Source organism: Streptococcus sp. HMSC076C09 (assembly GCF_001837905.1).
GTDB lineage: Bacteria > Bacillota > Bacilli > Lactobacillales > Streptococcaceae > Streptococcus > Streptococcus parasanguinis_I.
Genome location: NZ_KV834648.1, coordinates 1 through 15,570, shown reverse-complemented (window position 1 = coordinate 15,570; position 15,570 = coordinate 1). Strand labels below are relative to the sequence as shown.

Annotated in this window: 15 protein-coding genes; 7 read left to right on the top strand and 8 right to left on the bottom strand. The window is 43.2% G+C overall.

Going from position 1 to position 15,570, the window contains the following annotated elements; genetic code table 11:
- Nucleotides 1-8: 8 nt before the first annotated feature.
- From HMPREF2704_RS07950 to HMPREF2704_RS07940, 3 genes are all read right to left on the bottom strand, one after another.
- On the bottom strand, nt 9-638 hold the full coding sequence (locus HMPREF2704_RS07950) for a cyclodeaminase/cyclohydrolase family protein (protein ID WP_070466505.1): 630 nt from the start codon (nt 636-638) through the stop codon (nt 9-11).
- A gap of 12 nt (nt 639-650) precedes the next feature.
- Nucleotides 651-1,550: a glutamate formimidoyltransferase gene (gene ftcD, locus HMPREF2704_RS07945; RefSeq protein WP_003008641.1), complete on the bottom strand. Its 900-nt coding sequence runs from the start codon at nt 1,548-1,550 to the stop codon at nt 651-653.
- Nucleotides 1,551-1,633: 83 nt separating this feature from the next.
- On the bottom strand, nt 1,634-3,664 hold the full coding sequence (locus tag HMPREF2704_RS07940; protein ID WP_045759825.1) for a urocanate hydratase: 2,031 nt from the start codon (nt 3,662-3,664) through the stop codon (nt 1,634-1,636).
- A gap of 199 nt (nt 3,665-3,863) precedes the next feature.
- Between HMPREF2704_RS07940 and hutI the strand changes: the two genes are divergently transcribed.
- From hutI to HMPREF2704_RS07925, 3 genes are all read left to right on the top strand, one after another.
- Entirely contained in the window at nt 3,864-5,111 is a 1,248-nt protein-coding gene (hutI, locus tag HMPREF2704_RS07935; protein ID WP_070466503.1) for an imidazolonepropionase, read from the top strand.
- A gap of 291 nt (nt 5,112-5,402) precedes the next feature.
- On the top strand, nt 5,403-7,787 hold the full coding sequence (locus HMPREF2704_RS07930; protein ID WP_049474088.1) for a phosphoketolase family protein: 2,385 nt from the start codon (nt 5,403-5,405) through the stop codon (nt 7,785-7,787).
- A 387-nt stretch (nt 7,788-8,174) separates the two neighbouring features.
- Nucleotides 8,175-8,714: a biotin transporter BioY gene (locus HMPREF2704_RS07925; RefSeq protein ID WP_024054847.1), complete on the top strand. Its 540-nt coding sequence runs from the start codon at nt 8,175-8,177 to the stop codon at nt 8,712-8,714.
- A 46-nt stretch (nt 8,715-8,760) separates the two neighbouring features.
- Here HMPREF2704_RS07925 and HMPREF2704_RS10915 read toward each other — a convergent pair whose 3' ends face one another.
- On the bottom strand, nt 8,761-9,099 hold the full coding sequence (locus HMPREF2704_RS10915; protein WP_080934958.1) for a CHY zinc finger protein: 339 nt from the start codon (nt 9,097-9,099) through the stop codon (nt 8,761-8,763).
- Between the two features lie 424 nt (nt 9,100-9,523).
- On the opposite strand from HMPREF2704_RS10915, the gene HMPREF2704_RS07920 reads away from it, so the two are divergent.
- A complete protein-coding gene (locus HMPREF2704_RS07920; protein ID WP_070846161.1) occupies nt 9,524-11,632 on the top strand; it encodes a surface-anchored 5'-nucleotidase in 2,109 nt (702 codons plus the stop codon).
- A 64-nt stretch (nt 11,633-11,696) separates the two neighbouring features.
- Here the strand turns inward: HMPREF2704_RS07920 and HMPREF2704_RS07915 are convergent, their stop codons facing one another.
- From HMPREF2704_RS07915 to HMPREF2704_RS07905, 3 genes are read right to left on the bottom strand one after another with little or no spacing between them, the layout of a single operon-like run.
- Nucleotides 11,697-12,104: a hypothetical protein gene (locus tag HMPREF2704_RS07915; RefSeq protein ID WP_049490889.1), complete on the bottom strand. Its 408-nt coding sequence runs from the start codon at nt 12,102-12,104 to the stop codon at nt 11,697-11,699.
- A complete protein-coding gene (locus HMPREF2704_RS07910; protein ID WP_070846159.1) occupies nt 12,085-12,987 on the bottom strand; it encodes a phosphodiester glycosidase family protein in 903 nt (300 codons plus the stop codon). Before HMPREF2704_RS07910 ends, HMPREF2704_RS07915 begins: the two co-directional genes overlap by 20 nt.
- Entirely contained in the window at nt 12,974-14,026 is a 1,053-nt protein-coding gene (locus tag HMPREF2704_RS07905) for a bifunctional glycosyltransferase family 2/GtrA family protein (RefSeq protein ID WP_070846157.1), read from the bottom strand. Before HMPREF2704_RS07905 ends, HMPREF2704_RS07910 begins: the two co-directional genes overlap by 14 nt.
- Before the next feature lie 303 nt (nt 14,027-14,329).
- On the opposite strand from HMPREF2704_RS07905, the gene rpsF reads away from it, so the two are divergent.
- The 3 genes from rpsF to rpsR are packed head-to-tail and all read left to right on the top strand — an operon-like array spanning nt 14,330 to nt 15,419.
- Nucleotides 14,330-14,620, top strand: coding sequence for a 30S ribosomal protein S6 (gene rpsF, locus HMPREF2704_RS07900; RefSeq protein WP_003005040.1), 291 nt, complete (start codon nt 14,330-14,332; stop codon nt 14,618-14,620).
- A 20-nt stretch (nt 14,621-14,640) separates the two neighbouring features.
- A complete protein-coding gene (locus tag HMPREF2704_RS07895; protein ID WP_021153796.1) occupies nt 14,641-15,138 on the top strand; it encodes a single-stranded DNA-binding protein in 498 nt (165 codons plus the stop codon).
- Nucleotides 15,139-15,179: 41 nt separating this feature from the next.
- The gene (rpsR, locus tag HMPREF2704_RS07890) at nt 15,180-15,419 is read left to right on the top strand and encodes a 30S ribosomal protein S18 (RefSeq protein WP_000068664.1); all 240 of its coding nucleotides are present in this window, start codon (nt 15,180-15,182) and stop codon (nt 15,417-15,419) included.
- An 89-nt stretch (nt 15,420-15,508) separates the two neighbouring features.
- On the opposite strand, the gene HMPREF2704_RS11675 is transcribed toward rpsR, so the two are convergent.
- Nucleotides 15,509-15,568 (bottom strand): integrase core domain-containing protein, encoded by a 60-nt coding sequence (locus HMPREF2704_RS11675; RefSeq protein WP_371106653.1) that lies wholly within the window; start codon nt 15,566-15,568, stop codon nt 15,509-15,511.
- Nucleotides 15,569-15,570 lie beyond the last annotated feature (2 nt).

Genomic DNA, 15,570 nt, shown 5'->3' with positions numbered 1-15,570 from the left:
TGCTAGGTTTAAGATAGACTTTCTAAAATGGTTTGGTAAATATTATCTGCAAGATCAGAACCGGTTTGGAGAAGTTTGAGTCCCTTGCCGTGGTATTCTTGGATGAAGTCTTGGTCCTTGATTCCTGAAATGTTGATCAAGACATTGAGCCAAGCACCTTGAAGGCCAGCTTTAAGATTCAGAGCAGCTACCCCTAGGTCACTAGCCGCATTGGTGTTGGACTTGCCAACAGCTTCTTTGGTGGTTTCAAGAGCTTCAACGATGAGTTCCATCATAGAGAAAGGAGATACTGTCGCATGTTTCAGAGCTTTTTGCATGGCTTCACGACGAGCAGCTTTCTCTTCTTCGGTTTCTTTTGGAAGATCAAAGACAGCTGATACGACGTTGAAAGCTTCTGTATCCTTGTCGATGGCTTCTAGTAATTGGTCTTGGAGTTGAGCGCTTTTTTCATGAACCCCTTTGATATGGTCTTCAAATTCTGCGTATTTTTTCTTTCCAATGGTCAGTTCACAGACCATTTTTGTAAGGGAAATCCCATTCGCAGCAGATAGAGCAGCAGCAGAACCACCACCTGGAGCTGGAGCATCTGAACCAAGAACTTTGGCAAACTCCGTAATACTTAAGTCAACTAGTTTCATAGAACTCCCTTTCTAACCCAACAAGTGATTTTCCAAGACTTGTTTGCTGTAGTCAAAGTCTTCTAATTGCAAGTAGTATTCAGCAGAGTCGATCAAAGCCTTAGCAGGAGCCAGTCCAATGAGTTCTGTTCCGATGATGCGAACACCATAGCGTTGCGCTTCGAAACGAACGGTTTCAACGACACGATACAATGGGAATTGTTCCAAGTTGACCATGTTGATGGAGACTTGGGCGATGTTACGATCTTCTAGCATGACACCGATCGCTTTACAGTATTTGTATCCACCGCTTGATCCACGAATGATTTTAGAAATCTTATTGGCAATCTCTAGGTCGTCTGTGTCAAGGTTGATATTGAAAGCAACGAGTGGCATCCGGACACCAACAGCTGTAACCCCTGCAGTTGGGTGAATCTTGCGTTCACCGTAGTCTGGCTTCCAGTCTTCTTCCAACAATTTTTCTGGCATTCCTTCAAATTGTCCTTTACGCACTTTCGCCAAGTTCTTCCGTTCTGGACGAGTTGCAGCATCTTCATAAAGGAAGATTGGAATACCTAATTCACGATTAATGCGTTCGGCTACTTTATTAGCGATCTCAACGCATTCAGCTGTAGTGATATCTTTAACCGGAACAAATGGACAAACGTCTGTTGCTCCCATACGAGGGTGTTCGCCTTCGTGCTTGGTCATATCAATGTTTTCAGAAGCGTATTTCACCAATTGGAAAGCCACTTCTTGAATGCTTTCTTCATCCCCAACGAGTGTAAAGACGCTGCGGTTGTGGCTGGCATCAGACGAGTAGTCTAGTAAAGTGACACCTGGAATACTTTTTGCTGTAGCTGCTAATCCGTCGATCACAGCCTGATTGCGTCCTTCAGAGAAGTTTGGAATACACTCAACAATTTTTGCCATATGATTACCTCTTTTTATAGGAGAAGTTGGGGAGGAGGAGTCTTTGTATTTTCCTCCCCTTTCTCAGTTTTTATTTTTTGATGTTAAAACAATTTTTGAACGGCTTCTTTGACCAAATCTTCATCTGCCAGATAAGGAATGGTGATATGGTCTGTTCCTGCATGGAGACGGTTGTACTCGATCGCTGTTTCAATGGCATGGTTATTCCGTGCCCAGTTCCGACGAGCAACCCCACCCATAGTGTCCCAGGCAATGGCAGACTTGATGATTTCATCGATCCGGTGGCTACCGTCTAAGACGAGCCCAAATCCACCGTTGATAGCTTTACCGATACCAGTACCACCACCGTTGTGGAGGGCAACGAGACTCATACCGCGAGCAGCGTTACCAGCGTAACATTGAACCGCCATGTCACAAGTAACGTTTGATCCATCTTTGATGTTTGATGTTTCACGGAATGGAGCATCCGTACCAGATACGTCATGGTGGTCACGTCCAATCATGACAGGTCCAATCTTGCCTTGGCGAATGAGTTCATTGAATTTCAATGCAATATTGACACGGCCCATGCAATCTTGATAGAGAATACGAGCTTGTGTACCAACCACCAGTTGGTTCTTTTCAGCATCGCGAATCCAGTTGTAGTTGTCGCGGTCTTGGTAGCGACGAGTTGGATCGATCGCTTCCATAGCTGCGTGGTCAGTTGCAATCAAGTCTTCATGTTTACCGCTGAGGCAGACCCAACGGAATGGACCGTATCCATAGTCAAAGAGCATAGGTCCCATGATATCTTCTACATAAGATGGCCAAATGAAGCCGTCTTTGTCATCCAAGCCATTCTTAGAAATTTCCTTGATGCCTGAGTCGTAAACAGATTTCATGAAGGCATTACCGTAGTCGAAGAAGTAAGTACCTTTAGCTGTCAAGGCTTTGATCACTGCAAAGTGACGAGCCAAGGTTTCATCAACCAAACGGCGGAAGGTTTCTTTGTCTTCTGCCAGCAAACGTGTCCGTTCTTCAAAACTAATGCCAACTGGGCAATAGCCACCATCATAAACGTTGTGGCAAGAGGTTTGGTCAGACAAGAGGTGAACATGAACTTGGTGTTCGTTGACATATTCGAGTAAGTCTACGATATTTCCATGGTAGGCAATAGAAGTAGATTCACCAGCTTCAAGGGCTGCTTGAGCCAATTTCACAGCTTCTTCGGCACTGTCGGTTACTTGGCTAATCCAACCTTGAGAGTGACGGGTTTCGATTCGAGAGCGGTCTACTTCTGCAACGATGGCAACAGCTTTTGCAATTTCAGCTGCTTTCCCTTGAGCTCCACTCATACCACCGAGACCAGACGAGATGAAGAGTTTACCAGTTAAGTCGCCATCATCAGGCACACCGAGTTTAAGACGTCCAGCATTAAGGAGAGTGTTGAAGGTACCGTGAACGATCCCTTGAGGACCGATGTACATCCAACCACCAGCCGTCATCTGACCGTAGTTGGTAACGCCCATCTCTTCAGCAATTTCCCAGTCGCGCATGTTGTCATACTCACCGATCAAGAGACCGTTGGTAATGATGACGCGAGGAGCTTCTGGTTTAGACTTGAAGAGGCCGAGAGGGTGACCAGATTCAACCACCAAGGTTTGGTCTTCTGTCATGACTTCTAAGTATTTCTTGATCAAGTTGTATTGCATCCAGTTGGCACAGACAGAACCTGTTTCTCCGTAAGTGACCAATTCATATGGATAAAGGGCAATTTCAAAGCTCAAGTTGTTGTCAATCATAACCTGCATAGCCTTAGCAGCAGTGCATTTTCCTTTGTACTCATCAATTGGTTTTCCATAGATCCGATCTTTTGGACGGAAGCGATAGCCATAGATCCGACCGCGAGTTCTCAGTTCTTCCAGAAATTCTGGGATCAACTCTTGGTGGAATTTTTTAGGAATGTAACGCAAAGCATTTTTAAGGGCAATTTCAGTCTGAGCTTGCGTTAAGCGGAAGCCTCTATCAGGTGCACGACGGATGCCTTCTTGAAAAGTCGCCTTTTCAGGTAGGACATCAAAGTCAAGTTTGACAGACATAGCAGCTGCAATTTCTTTCTCGTCTATAAATGACATAGCAGAACCCTCCTTATAGTTGGACTGTGAATTTATATTTTCTTTATTGTATCGAAGAAACGTCAATAAAGAGTCAAAAAAAAATATAATTTTTAATAAAGCAAAAAAAAATGAGGGAAAAACTTTTTGACTTTTTTTTGACGCTTTTCCTGTAGAATTGTAAAATGAATAACAATGGAAATAGAAAGGAATGTTTCATATGTCTGCTGATATCCTATTAACCCACTTTAACCAATTGTTTTGTCCGAATGATCTAGGCCATCCTCTCTATGGCAAGGAGATGGCAGAGGCAACAATTCTTTCCGATGCTTATATCGCCATTAAAGATGGAAAGATTCTTGCAGTTGGGACAGGTCAACCAGACCCTGAACTGATCGATGACCATACGGAAGTGAAATCCTGTGAAGGAAAAGTTGCGACTCCTGGCTTGATTGACTGCCACACCCACTTGGTCTATGGAGGCAGTCGGGAGCATGAATTTGCGAAAAAGTTAGCAGGTGTTTCTTACTTAGACATCCTCGCTCAAGGCGGTGGAATTCTGAGCACGGTTCGGGCGACACGGGAAGCTTCTTTTGACAATCTCTATGACAAGTCCAAACGACTGTTGGATTACATGTTGCGTCATGGGGTGACTACTGTCGAAGCCAAGAGTGGCTATGGTTTGGATTGGGAAACTGAAAAACGCCAACTAGATGTAGTAGCTGCCTTGGACCGGGATCATCAAATAGACTTGGTTTCAACCTTTATGGCAGCCCATGCGATCCCAACAGAATACAAGGGCCGTTCCCAAGAATATTTAGATCTCATTGTGGAGCAAATGCTTCCCAAAGTGAAGGAAGAAAAGCTAGCTGAGTTCTGTGATATCTTCTGTGAAAAAGGTGTCTTTACAGCAGATGAATCTCGCTATCTTCTTTCTAAAGCTAAGGAGATGGGCTTCAAGCTACGGATCCATGCCGATGAGATCGAGTCCATTGGTGGTGTTGATGTGGCGGCTGAATTGGAATCTACCAGCGCAGAACACTTGATGGTGATTACCGATGAAGGCATTCAAAAACTAGCCGCAGCAAAAGTGATTGGAAATCTTTTGCCAGCTACAACCTTCAGCCTCATGGAAGATACCTATGCACCGGCTCGTAAGATGTTGGACGCTGGGATGGCCATCACCCTGACAACAGATAGCAACCCAGGGTCTTGTCCGACAGCCAATCTTCAGTTTGCCATGCATCTGGGTTGCTTCATGATGCGCCTAACTCCAGTAGAAATTCTCAATGCAGTGACCATCAATGCAGCCTATTCAGTAGATCGTGCTAAAACAATCGGCTCTTTCGATGTTGGCAAACAGGCTGACATTACCATCTTTGATGCACCAAATCTAGATTATCTCTTCTATTTCTTTGCGACAAATCTAGTGACAGATGTCTACAAGAAAGGTCAAAAAGTCATTTAACCGACTCCATTTCATTTGGGACTTTGCTGGTTTGCAAAAATCAGCAAAGTCTTTTTTTAAAACCTATCCCTGTAGGGAATGGAACCACTTTAGTGGGAAATTAAAATTTGACGTTCAAAGAATATTTTTCTTACTTTCTGATGTACAAAAAGGGAAATTCTTGATAGAATAGAAGTAATATTGAATATTTTCTTCAATATCATCTGTTTGACTTGAAAACAGATTTTTTAAACTATTCATCAAACGAACAGGTTGTCCAACAGACCTGTCTAGAAATTGTGAGGAGACAAGATGACTGTCGATTATAACAGCAAAGCTTACTTGGATAAAGTAGACGCTTGGTGGCGTGCAGCCAACTACATTTCAGCTGCTCAAATGTACTTGAAAGATAACCCATTGTTGAAGCGCGAAGTCGTTGAAAATGACTTGAAGGCTCACCCAATCGGACACTGGGGAACTGTACCAGGGCAAAACTTTATCTATGCTCACTTGAACCGTGCCATCAACAAATATGACTTGGATATGTTCTACATTGAAGGACCAGGTCACGGTGGACAAGTAATGGTATCGAACTCATACTTAGATGGTTCTTATACTGAATTAAATCCAAACATCCCACAAAATGAAGAAGGTTTCAAACACTTGTGTAAGATCTTCTCATTCCCAGGAGGAATTGCTTCTCACGCAGCGCCTGAAACACCAGGATCTATCCACGAAGGTGGGGAACTTGGTTATGCCCTTTCTCACGCTGCAGGTGCTGTATTGGATAATCCAGATGTGATTGCTGCCACAGTTATCGGTGACGGTGAAGGAGAAACAGGTCCATTGATGGCTGGTTGGTTGTCAAATACCTTCTTGAACCCAGTCAACGATGGGGCTATCCTTCCAATCTTCTACCTCAACGGAGGGAAGATCCACAACCCAACCATCTTCGAACGCAAAACAGACGAAGAATTGGCCCTCTTCTTTGAAGGTCTTGGTTGGAAACCAATCTTTGCGAACGTCACTGCGATTTCAGAAGACCACGAAGCTGCACACGCTTTGTTCGCTGAAAAATTGGACGAAGCGATTGAAGAAATCAAGAAAGTCCAAGCAGAAGCTCGTAAAGGTTCTGCTGAAGAAGCAACTCAACCAGTATACCCTGTCTTGATTGCTCGTATTCCTAAAGGTTGGACTGGTCCAAAAGCATGGGAAGGAACACCAATCGAGGGTGGATTCCGTGCTCACCAAGTGCCAATCCCAGTAGATGCTCACCACATGGAGCATGTCGATGCCCTTCTTTCATGGTTGGAATCTTACCGTCCAGCTGAATTGTTCGACGAAACTGGAAAACTAGTTCCGGAAATTGCGGAAATTGCACCAAAAGGTGACCGTCGCATGGCTATGAACCCAATCACAAATGCTGGTGTGATCAAACCAATGAACACAGCTGATTGGAAGAAACATGCCCTTCAATTCAACACACCAGGTGAAATCATGGCTCAAGACATGATCGAATTTGGTAAGTATGCGGCAGACTTAGTAGATGCAAACCCAGATAACTTCCGTATTTTCGGTCCAGACGAAACCAAATCAAACCGTCTTCAAGAAGTCTTCACACGGACAAGCCGTCAATGGTTAGGACGTATGAAACCAGACTACGATGAAGCCTTGAGCCCTGCTGGTCGTGTCATTGACTCTCAATTGTCAGAGCACCAAGCAGAAGGAATGCTTGAGGGATATGTCTTGACAGGTCGTCATGGATTCTTCGCTTCTTACGAATCCTTCCTTCGTGTTGTGGATTCTATGATCACTCAACACTTCAAATGGTTGCGTAAGTCTAAGACACATACAACATGGCGTAAAAACTACCCAGCCTTGAACTTGATTGCAACTTCAACTGTCTTCCAACAAGACCACAATGGTTACACTCACCAAGATCCAGGTATCTTGACTCACTTGGCTGAGAAAACTCCTGAATACATCCGTGAGTACTTGCCGGCAGATACTAATAGTTTGCTTGCAGTGATGGATAAAGCCTTCAAGGCAGAAGACAAGGTAAACTTGATCGTTACTTCAAAACACCCACGTCCTCAATTCTACTCAGCTGATGAGGCAGAAGAATTGGTTCGTGAAGGGTACAAGGTGATCGATTGGGCATCAACTGTGTCAGCAGATGAAGAGCCAGATCTTGTCATTGCAGCTGCAGGTACAGAGCCAAACCTTGAAGCTCTTGCAGCCATCACAATCTTGCACCAAGCCTTCCCAGAATTGAAGATCCGCTTTGTCAATGTTGTGGATATTTTGAAATTGCGTCACCCATCAGTAGATGCACGTGGACTTTCTGACGAAGAGTTCGATAAAGTCTTCACGACTGACAAACCTGTCATCTTTGCCTTCCATGGTTACGAAGGCATGATTCGTGACATCTTCTTCAACCGTCACAACCACAGTCTTCGTGTACATGGTTACCGTGAAAACGGAGATATCACAACACCATTTGATATGCGTGTGATGTCTGAGTTGGACCGCTTCCACTTGGCACAAGATGCTGCTAATGCAGCTCTTGGGGAAGAAGCATCCGCATTTGCAGCTCAAATGGATGAAACAGTTGCCTTCCACAATGCTTATATCCGTGAAAACGGAGATGACATTCCGGAAGTGCACAACTGGAAATGGGAAAATGTAAATAAATAAGAAAAAAAGTCGGAGCATTCCGGCTTTTTTTCTTATTTAGACCGTCTTTTACATTTCCACTTGCTTTTTTTGAAACAGTTAAGCGCTGTTTCATCAGTTTGTGGAAGTCTTCTATCCACAGAGGGTGAAATCACCTTGTGGATTGCATTGATGATGCCAGCGGTAAAAGAATTTGATATTTTTTTAAAAATATTTGATTAGCCCATCAGTAACTAGGTGAATGATTTCATAAAATAAAAAGAGTGCTGGAAAGTGGGATTGCTTGAGAAAGAAAATTACAAACGAATTCCAGTTTCTACAGTCAACCTATTTTTATATTTTGGTTGACCATTGAGGAGTTGTCTGGTATAATAGGTTAACCATATTTGAAAGTGAGGTTAACTAAAAGTGAAACAACATCATACTTTTTCAATTGTTCTTCCAGCCTTCGGAGCTGCTATCATTGCTTCCTTATCACAAATCATCATTCCGATAGGAGCGGTGCCCATCACCTTACAGACCTTTGCTGTAGGACTGGTGGCTGCCATTTTTAAACCGAGAGAAGCTACTCTTGCTGCTCTCCTCTATCTTATTCTCGGTGCAATTGGTCTACCCGTTTTCGCAGGAGGTAGCGGTGGTTTTCAAACCTTCTTTAGTCCAATAGCTGGTTATATACTTGCCTATCCCCTTTTCGCCTTTATCACTTCTAAACTGACCAATGCTGATACACCCATTTGGAAAATCTTTTTGGCTTTTGTTTTAGGAGATGTCCCAGTATTTGTCGGTGGAATTCTCACCCTTCACTTCCTTGGAAATATGGGTTGGTCTACAGCCGTAGCTGTCGGTTTGACACCTTTTATCATTCCTGACCTGTTAAAAGGACTCATCGTCTCTTTGGTGACTAAGCCAGTTTTAAAAGCACTAAAAGATCATAGCTACTTTAACTAAAAAAAGATTGAAGGCTCTGTTCACACGAACAATGTCTTCAATCTTTTTATTTTGCAAAATAAATGTCATAGTGCTTTGAGCAAGCTGGATTAAACCGACTGTGACAATGAGAGCAAGAGATAGACTTTTGATAGTTTTCAATAGTCATTTCATGTAGACAAACACCACAGATAACTACCTTATCCTGCCTTATGTGGCAAGGATAAGCTCGAAATCTATGATCCTCTATATGATCATGACATTGATAACAGGCATAATATTTTTGACAGTCATAGCATTTTAGAGCAACAATATCTAGTGGAGAATGATAGTGTTGGCACCTACTTTCCTTATCTACCAGGAGACCATGAATTTGTGCTACTGGTAGATAAGGAGTAGAAGCAATTGTCTTGCCCAGGACATCAGGTTCCTGCTTTCTGAGAGTTTTTCTAGTGATTGTACTTTTACTATTTTCCATTAACCACATTATAGCACAAATGATTTGTATTTTTAGGAGAAAAGTATAGTCGATTCACATGATTCATTGTGTCTATCTTATGCTTCTACGTAACAATAGTTTTCAGTTCTTATTTGATGAAACTTTAGGGACTGATTTTTTTTAACAATTTATAGATCTAGGAACTAAAGAAAAGACAGCTGGATATAAGTTCGGAAATCAAGCGTTTTTCTAATAAAATTGTAAGAGTTTCTAGGAAAATATTGAAGTAAAACCGAAAAAATAGTAAAATGGAAGAGCTGATTGCAGCAAATCAACTGTTCTGCATTCTCCTTTTTGGAGAAGTGTTCTACATTAGAAAATGGAGTATTCTATGAAGAAAAAAATTATCTTGAAAAGCAGTATCCTAGCGGTCGCTGCGGGTCTTAGTGTTTTTGCGATCAATAGCGTTTTTGCAGACGAATTGCCCGTACAGTTCATGGGCGTTAATGACTTCCACGGTGCCTTGGAACAAACAGGGACAGCTCGTTTAGAAGGCGAAACTGTGAAAAACGCAGGAACAGCCCCACTTTTGGCAACCTATTTGAACGATTCGCAAAAAGACTTTGAAACGGAGAATGCCGGAACGCCTAATGCCAGCATCCGTGTGCAAGCGGGAGATATGGTCGGCGCTAGTCCAGCCAACTCTGCCCTCCTTCAAGATGAACCAACTGTAAAAGTCTTCAATGAAATGAACTTTGAATACGGAACCCTTGGAAATCACGAGTTTGACGAAGGACTTGGTGAATTCAACCGGATCATGAAGGGAGAAGCCCCAACACCTGGTCAATTCAATAAGATCGTAGATGAGTATCCTCATGAAGCTTCCAAACAAGAAGTCGTCATTGCCAACTTGGTTGACAAAGATACCAATAAAATCCCATTTGACTGGAAACCTTATACCATCAAAGAAATCCCAGTCAATGACAAGACCGTTAAGGTCGGATTTATCGGGGTTGTTACGACAGAATTCCCAAATCTTGTTTTGCGTAAAAATCATGAACAATACCGTGTTTTGGATGAAGCAGAATCGATTGCTAAATATGCGCGTGAATTAAATGACCAAGGTGTGCATGCTATCGCTGTCTTGGCTCACGTTGCTGCCACTAGTAAGAATGGTGTAGCAGAAGGTCCTGCTGCAGACATGATCAAAAAATTAAATCAAATCTATCCTGAAAACTCAGTGGATATCGTCTTTGCAGGTCATAACCACCAATATACAAACGGGATGGTTGGAAATACCTTGATTGTTCAAGGTACGTCTCAAGGGAAAGCTTACTCGGATGTCCGTGGGGTCCTAGATACGGATACAGCTGACTTTGTCAAAGCTCCAACTGCTAAGATTATTGCGGTAGATCCATCGAAAGGCAAAGCAAAAGATGCCAAGGTTCAAGCGATCATCGATGATGCCAATGCGACGGTTAAAAAAGTAACAGAAGCAAAAATCGGTACAGCAGACAAAGCTGAAAATATTACCCGTGAATTGAATGCGCAAAAAGAAAGTGCTGTTGGAGATTTGGTCACAGCAGCGCAACTAGATATTGCCAAAAAATCAGGTTATCCAGATGTTGACTTTGCCTTCACCAATAATGGAGGAATTCGTGCAGACCTCGTGGTGAAACCAGACGGAACAGTCACTTGGGGTGCAGCTCAAGCAGTGCAACCATTTGGAAATATCCTCCAAGTAGTAGAAATCACTGGGGACCAAATCTACAAAGCTTTGGATCAACAATATGATGAGAAAGAGCTTTACTTCTTGCAAATGGCAGGGATCAAGTACACCTATACAAAACCGGCTGATGCAACAGAAGAAAATCCTTATAAGGTCGTGAAAGCTTACAAGGCAGACGGAACTGAAATTGATCGCAACAAGACCTACAAGGCGATTATCAACGACTTCTTGTATGGTGGCGGAGATGGCTTCTCAGTCTTTCGTGATACAAAATTGATCGGTGCGATTAATCCAGATACTGAAGTCTTTATCCAGTACATCGAAGATGTGAATAAGGCAGGGAAGAAATTATCTGCTTCAATCTTGGGCAACAAGACCTTTGTGGAAAAAGTGGAAGAAGAAACACCAACTCCAGAACCACAACCACAACCTCAACCAACTCCAGAACCACAGCCAGCGCCAGTTGATCCAGTAAGTCCAGTAAATCCAGTCCATCCTGTGGCTCCAGTCTCTCCTGTTACCCCAACTCCTCAACCTGAAAGCCCAGTAACTCCAGCTCAACCAGCTGCAATCGAAACAAAAGAAGTGGCAACAAACAAACCAGTCGCTGTTACCTATCATACAGGTGGCCAAGCAGAAGCAACAGCTACACCAGTAACTGGTCTTCCAAAAACAGGTCAAGATGAATTGGCTTCAACCGTCCTTAGCCTCTTTGGCATGACCTCACTAGCTTTAGCGGGATTTGTAGCCAGCAAAAAACGTGAAGGTTAAGTTCTTCATCCGTTAACTTACCCTAAAAAACGTCCGTTCTTTTAAGAAACGGACGTTTTTGATCTTAGGCTGTTTTCTCCACCCAGACACTGCGGACAAAGAAGAGGCTGATCAGAGCTAGTGCTAGAAAGGCAACTCCAAGGTAATAATAGGGTTGATCCATTGTGGTAGATCGACCAGAGAGGTTGACAATCCCTCGGTAGAGGGCTCCGGCTGTTAGGGTAGCCACTCCTGAATTCCAAAGATTGAGACTCAGTCGAGAGAAGCCTTTCACCATCAACTGTAGAGCCACTAGTAGGGCGCCACCGATCAAAGGAATCAAGAAGAGGTAGTGCATGAAGGCAGAGGTTTCGCCAAAACTAAAGTGTTCATAGATGCGACTTCCGACAAAGAAGAAAGCTGAAATCAGAGTGTACCAGAGAATCGTTTTTTTCAACCGTTGTTTGATAGGATTAGTAACCGATGTAGACAATGTCACTCACCGCCCTTTCTGAGATAGTACCATTTGTTGTTGGTTTATTAATAACTTGGCCATTGAAGTAAAGTGTAGAAGATCCACCCCCGTCCAGGTTGTAGGCTGTTTTAACGCCATAAGACTTCATCACTTCGGCTAATTGGTAGAGAGACAGGCCTTGGCTTTCTGAAGTCCGTCCATCTGACACGACGATAATGTAGTGATTTTCATCGATGATTCCAATCGCTGTCCGTGGATTAGACGCCATAGATTGCCCGACCTCTGAGTTGGTATCGACGGTAATTTCTCCATTTTCAACTAAGGAAGGACCGAAAGCGAGGAGATTGACGACCCCGTCTTTGACCAATTGATCCGCTGAGATCTCATCTTCATAGATAATTTTGAAGGATCCATCCTTGTAAATGGCTAGGTCACCATTGCTTGAATCTTCCCGAACGGTATCACGGTAGACCACTCCATTTCGGATGACGTATCCTGTACTGTTAGCCCCGTAATAGTCACCATTCACTGCTAGAATGGCACTGTTGTTGGCAGCTGTGACAGAGGTCTTGGCTGTCACGTTGGTTCCGTATGTGTTTTGTGCAAAGGCTGTTTTGAGGTAGTCAGATGAGCTGACTGTAATATCTGCAATGTAAACCTGGGTATTTTCAATCGTTTTTTCTGTTAGGCTCACCTGGATATTGTCATCTGAATAGCTAGTATCGGTCGTTGTTGCCGATGCAGCTGCTTTTTTTGCTGCCTTGGTGTCCGTAGTCGTAGCTTTTACGGTTTGGATGGCATCAGATAAGACAAAGGTCTTGAGCATCGAGTAGCTAAAACTGCTGGTCAAAAGAAGGCCAAAGCAGGCAGCATAGGTGTAGGATTTTTTAAAGAATTTCATGGTGGGGAGCAGTCCTTTCTTTGAAGATCACTTTTTTCTGGATCACCCATGAGACCAGAAAGAGGAGGAAGCCGACGACAATCTTACTGATCAGGAGATTGAGCCCGAAAGCAGTATAGAAGAGTCGAATCAAGAGCGTATCGAGAATAAAGAGGCCAAGAGCTAGACCAAAGTAGCCACTTCCAGTTTTAGCGACACTATCTTTATTCTTAAAGACCAGGTGCTTATTGGTCGAGTAGTTAAAGATGGAACTCGTCACACGAGCGATCCCATTGGCTAGGAGAATACGTAGACTAATGGGCACGGCCATCATCACGAAAAGGAAGAAGACGTAGACCAGATAGTCAACGATAAAACTACTCAGAGAGGAGAGGGCAAACTTGAACATGTCCTTGTAGATCATGAGGCCATCTCGAATAGGTCGGAAGTGGGAGCCTTCGTTGTCATTGATGTAGACCGTCTCGATGGGAACTTCCACGATGGGGAAGGACTTGCTTGATGCGAGGAGAACATTCATTTCATATTCATAACGCTGACCGTCAACCTCAAGCATGAAAGGCAAGAGATTCGTAGTGAAAGCCCGTAAGCCCGTTTGGGTATCGCTGACCACCACCCCTGTTTGTTGCTTAAACAAGAAACGAGTCAATTTATTTCCGAAAGCAGAACGCAAAGGAACTTTTCCAGAGAAGGCGCGTGCTCCTAGAATAAGTGTTCTAGGATGCTCTTGAGATTGGTTAACAACCCTGAAAATATCCCAAATTTTGTGCTGACCGTCTGCATCAGCTGTAACAATGCTTCCATAGGTGCCTCTTTCTAGGATGTAGGCATAAGCAGTTTTGAGAGCTTGCCCTTTTCCTTGATTGTGCTCATGAGTCAGAACTGTCGCAAGACCGTCCAATTTGTCAAAAATCACTTTCTTGTCAGCGTCACTCCCATCGTCGACCACGATGATGTGGAGATCGCTCTTAGCGTGGACTAAGCGAACCAGTTTGACAAGATTCAGATCCGGTTGATAGGCGGGGATGATAAGATAATTCATAATCGTTCCTCGTTTCTTGAGATTTGTTGTAGCTAGTATAAAGACTCAAGCTTAAAGCTAACTGATATCAGTTTTCTTTAAGGAAAGAGGAGAAAGAAGGGGAGGGGTTTCTTCTATAAAATGTCATTTTTTAGGACATTTTTTTCTTTTTTCTCGAAGGGGACGTCCAGAATCATTTTTCAAATCCTAAAGATAATTCTTGCCTTTGTTCGAAAAGTCTGGTATAATAGTTTCTTGTGAGTAAACCTCACTTACCCCTTGCAAAGACAGGGGGTCATTAGTCCAAAAGGAGGAACATTATCAATGGCTAAATACGAAATTCTTTATATTATTCGTCCAAACATTGAAGAAGAAGCTAAAAACGCTTTGGTAGCACGTTTCGATTCTATCTTGACTGACAACGGTGCAACTGTTGTTGAATCAAAAGATTGGGAAAAACGTCGTCTTGCATACGAAATCCAAGATTTCCGTGAAGGACTTTACCACATCGTAAACGTTGAAGCGAACGACGCTGTAGCTCTTAACGAGTTCGACCGTCTTTCAAAAATCAACGGTGACATTCTTCGTCACATGATCGTAAAAGTTGACGCGTAAGAAATCATCAGAGGTGACTTATGATTAACAATGTTGTACTTGTCGGTCGTATGACCCGTGATGCTGAACTTCGTTACACTCCAAGCAATCAAGCAGTTGCTACTTTCAGCTTAGCTGTCAACCGCAACTTCAAGAGTCAAAATGGAGAGCGCGAAGCCGATTTCATCAACTGTGTGATCTGGCGTCAGCAAGCAGAAAACTTAGCCAACTGGGCTAAGAAAGGTGCTTTGATTGGGATTACCGGTCGCATTCAAACACGTAATTACGAAAACCAGCAAGGTCAACGTGTTTATGTCACTGAAGTCGTAGCAGACAGCTTCCAACTATTGGAAAGCCGTGCAGCACGCGAAGGGCATGCAGGTGGTGGCTATTCATCAGGCAACGGTGGTTTTGCTGGAAACTCAACCCCAAGCTTTGGTGGATCTGAACCAAGCAATGCAGCGCCAAACTTTGGTCGTGAAGAAAATCCATTTGGAGCCAATCCAATGGATATCTCAGACGACGATCTTCCATTCTAAGAATGGGTTTAACGAATTAAAACTATAAAGGAGAATTAAACATGGCTCAACAACGTCGTGGCGGATTCAAACGCCGTAAAAAAGTTGATTACATCGCAGCAAACAAAATCGAATATGTCGATTACAAAGATACTGAGCTTCTTAGCCGTTTCGTTTCAGAACGTGGGAAAATCCTTCCTCGTCGTGTAACTGGAACTTCAGCGAAGAACCAACGTAAAGTAACAACAGCTATCAAACGCGCTCGCGTAATGGCTTTGATGCCTTTCGTAAACGAAGATTAAAAAAGAGGTCCAGTGGACCTCTTTTTCACGAGCTTGAAAATAAAAAAGCGAGTAAGACTGTACTGACCCCAAAAAGTTAGACAATTAATTTAAGCAAAGGATTTAGTTCTGTATTGTACAGGACTAAGTCCTTTTAGTTTTACCTTAATTC

Coding starts and splice junctions, on each gene's coding strand:
- ftcD (WP_003008641.1), bottom strand. CDS start 1,550: ATGGCAAAAATTGTTGAGTGTATTCCAAACTTCTCTGAAGGACGCAAT.
- HMPREF2704_RS07910 (WP_070846159.1), bottom strand. CDS start 12,987: ATGAAATTCTTTAAAAAATCCTACACCTATGCTGCCTGCTTTGGCCTT.
- HMPREF2704_RS07930 (WP_049474088.1), top strand. CDS start 5,403: ATGACTGTCGATTATAACAGCAAAGCTTACTTGGATAAAGTAGACGCT.
- HMPREF2704_RS07905 (WP_070846157.1), bottom strand. CDS start 14,026: ATGAATTATCTTATCATCCCCGCCTATCAACCGGATCTGAATCTTGTC.
- HMPREF2704_RS07950 (WP_070466505.1), bottom strand. CDS start 638: ATGAAACTAGTTGACTTAAGTATTACGGAGTTTGCCAAAGTTCTTGGT.
- HMPREF2704_RS07920 (WP_070846161.1), top strand. CDS start 9,524: ATGAAGAAAAAAATTATCTTGAAAAGCAGTATCCTAGCGGTCGCTGCG.
- hutI (WP_070466503.1), top strand. CDS start 3,864: ATGTCTGCTGATATCCTATTAACCCACTTTAACCAATTGTTTTGTCCG.
- rpsF (WP_003005040.1), top strand. CDS start 14,330: ATGGCTAAATACGAAATTCTTTATATTATTCGTCCAAACATTGAAGAA.
- HMPREF2704_RS07940 (WP_045759825.1), bottom strand. CDS start 3,664: ATGTCATTTATAGACGAGAAAGAAATTGCAGCTGCTATGTCTGTCAAA.
- HMPREF2704_RS07895 (WP_021153796.1), top strand. CDS start 14,641: ATGATTAACAATGTTGTACTTGTCGGTCGTATGACCCGTGATGCTGAA.
- rpsR (WP_000068664.1), top strand. CDS start 15,180: ATGGCTCAACAACGTCGTGGCGGATTCAAACGCCGTAAAAAAGTTGAT.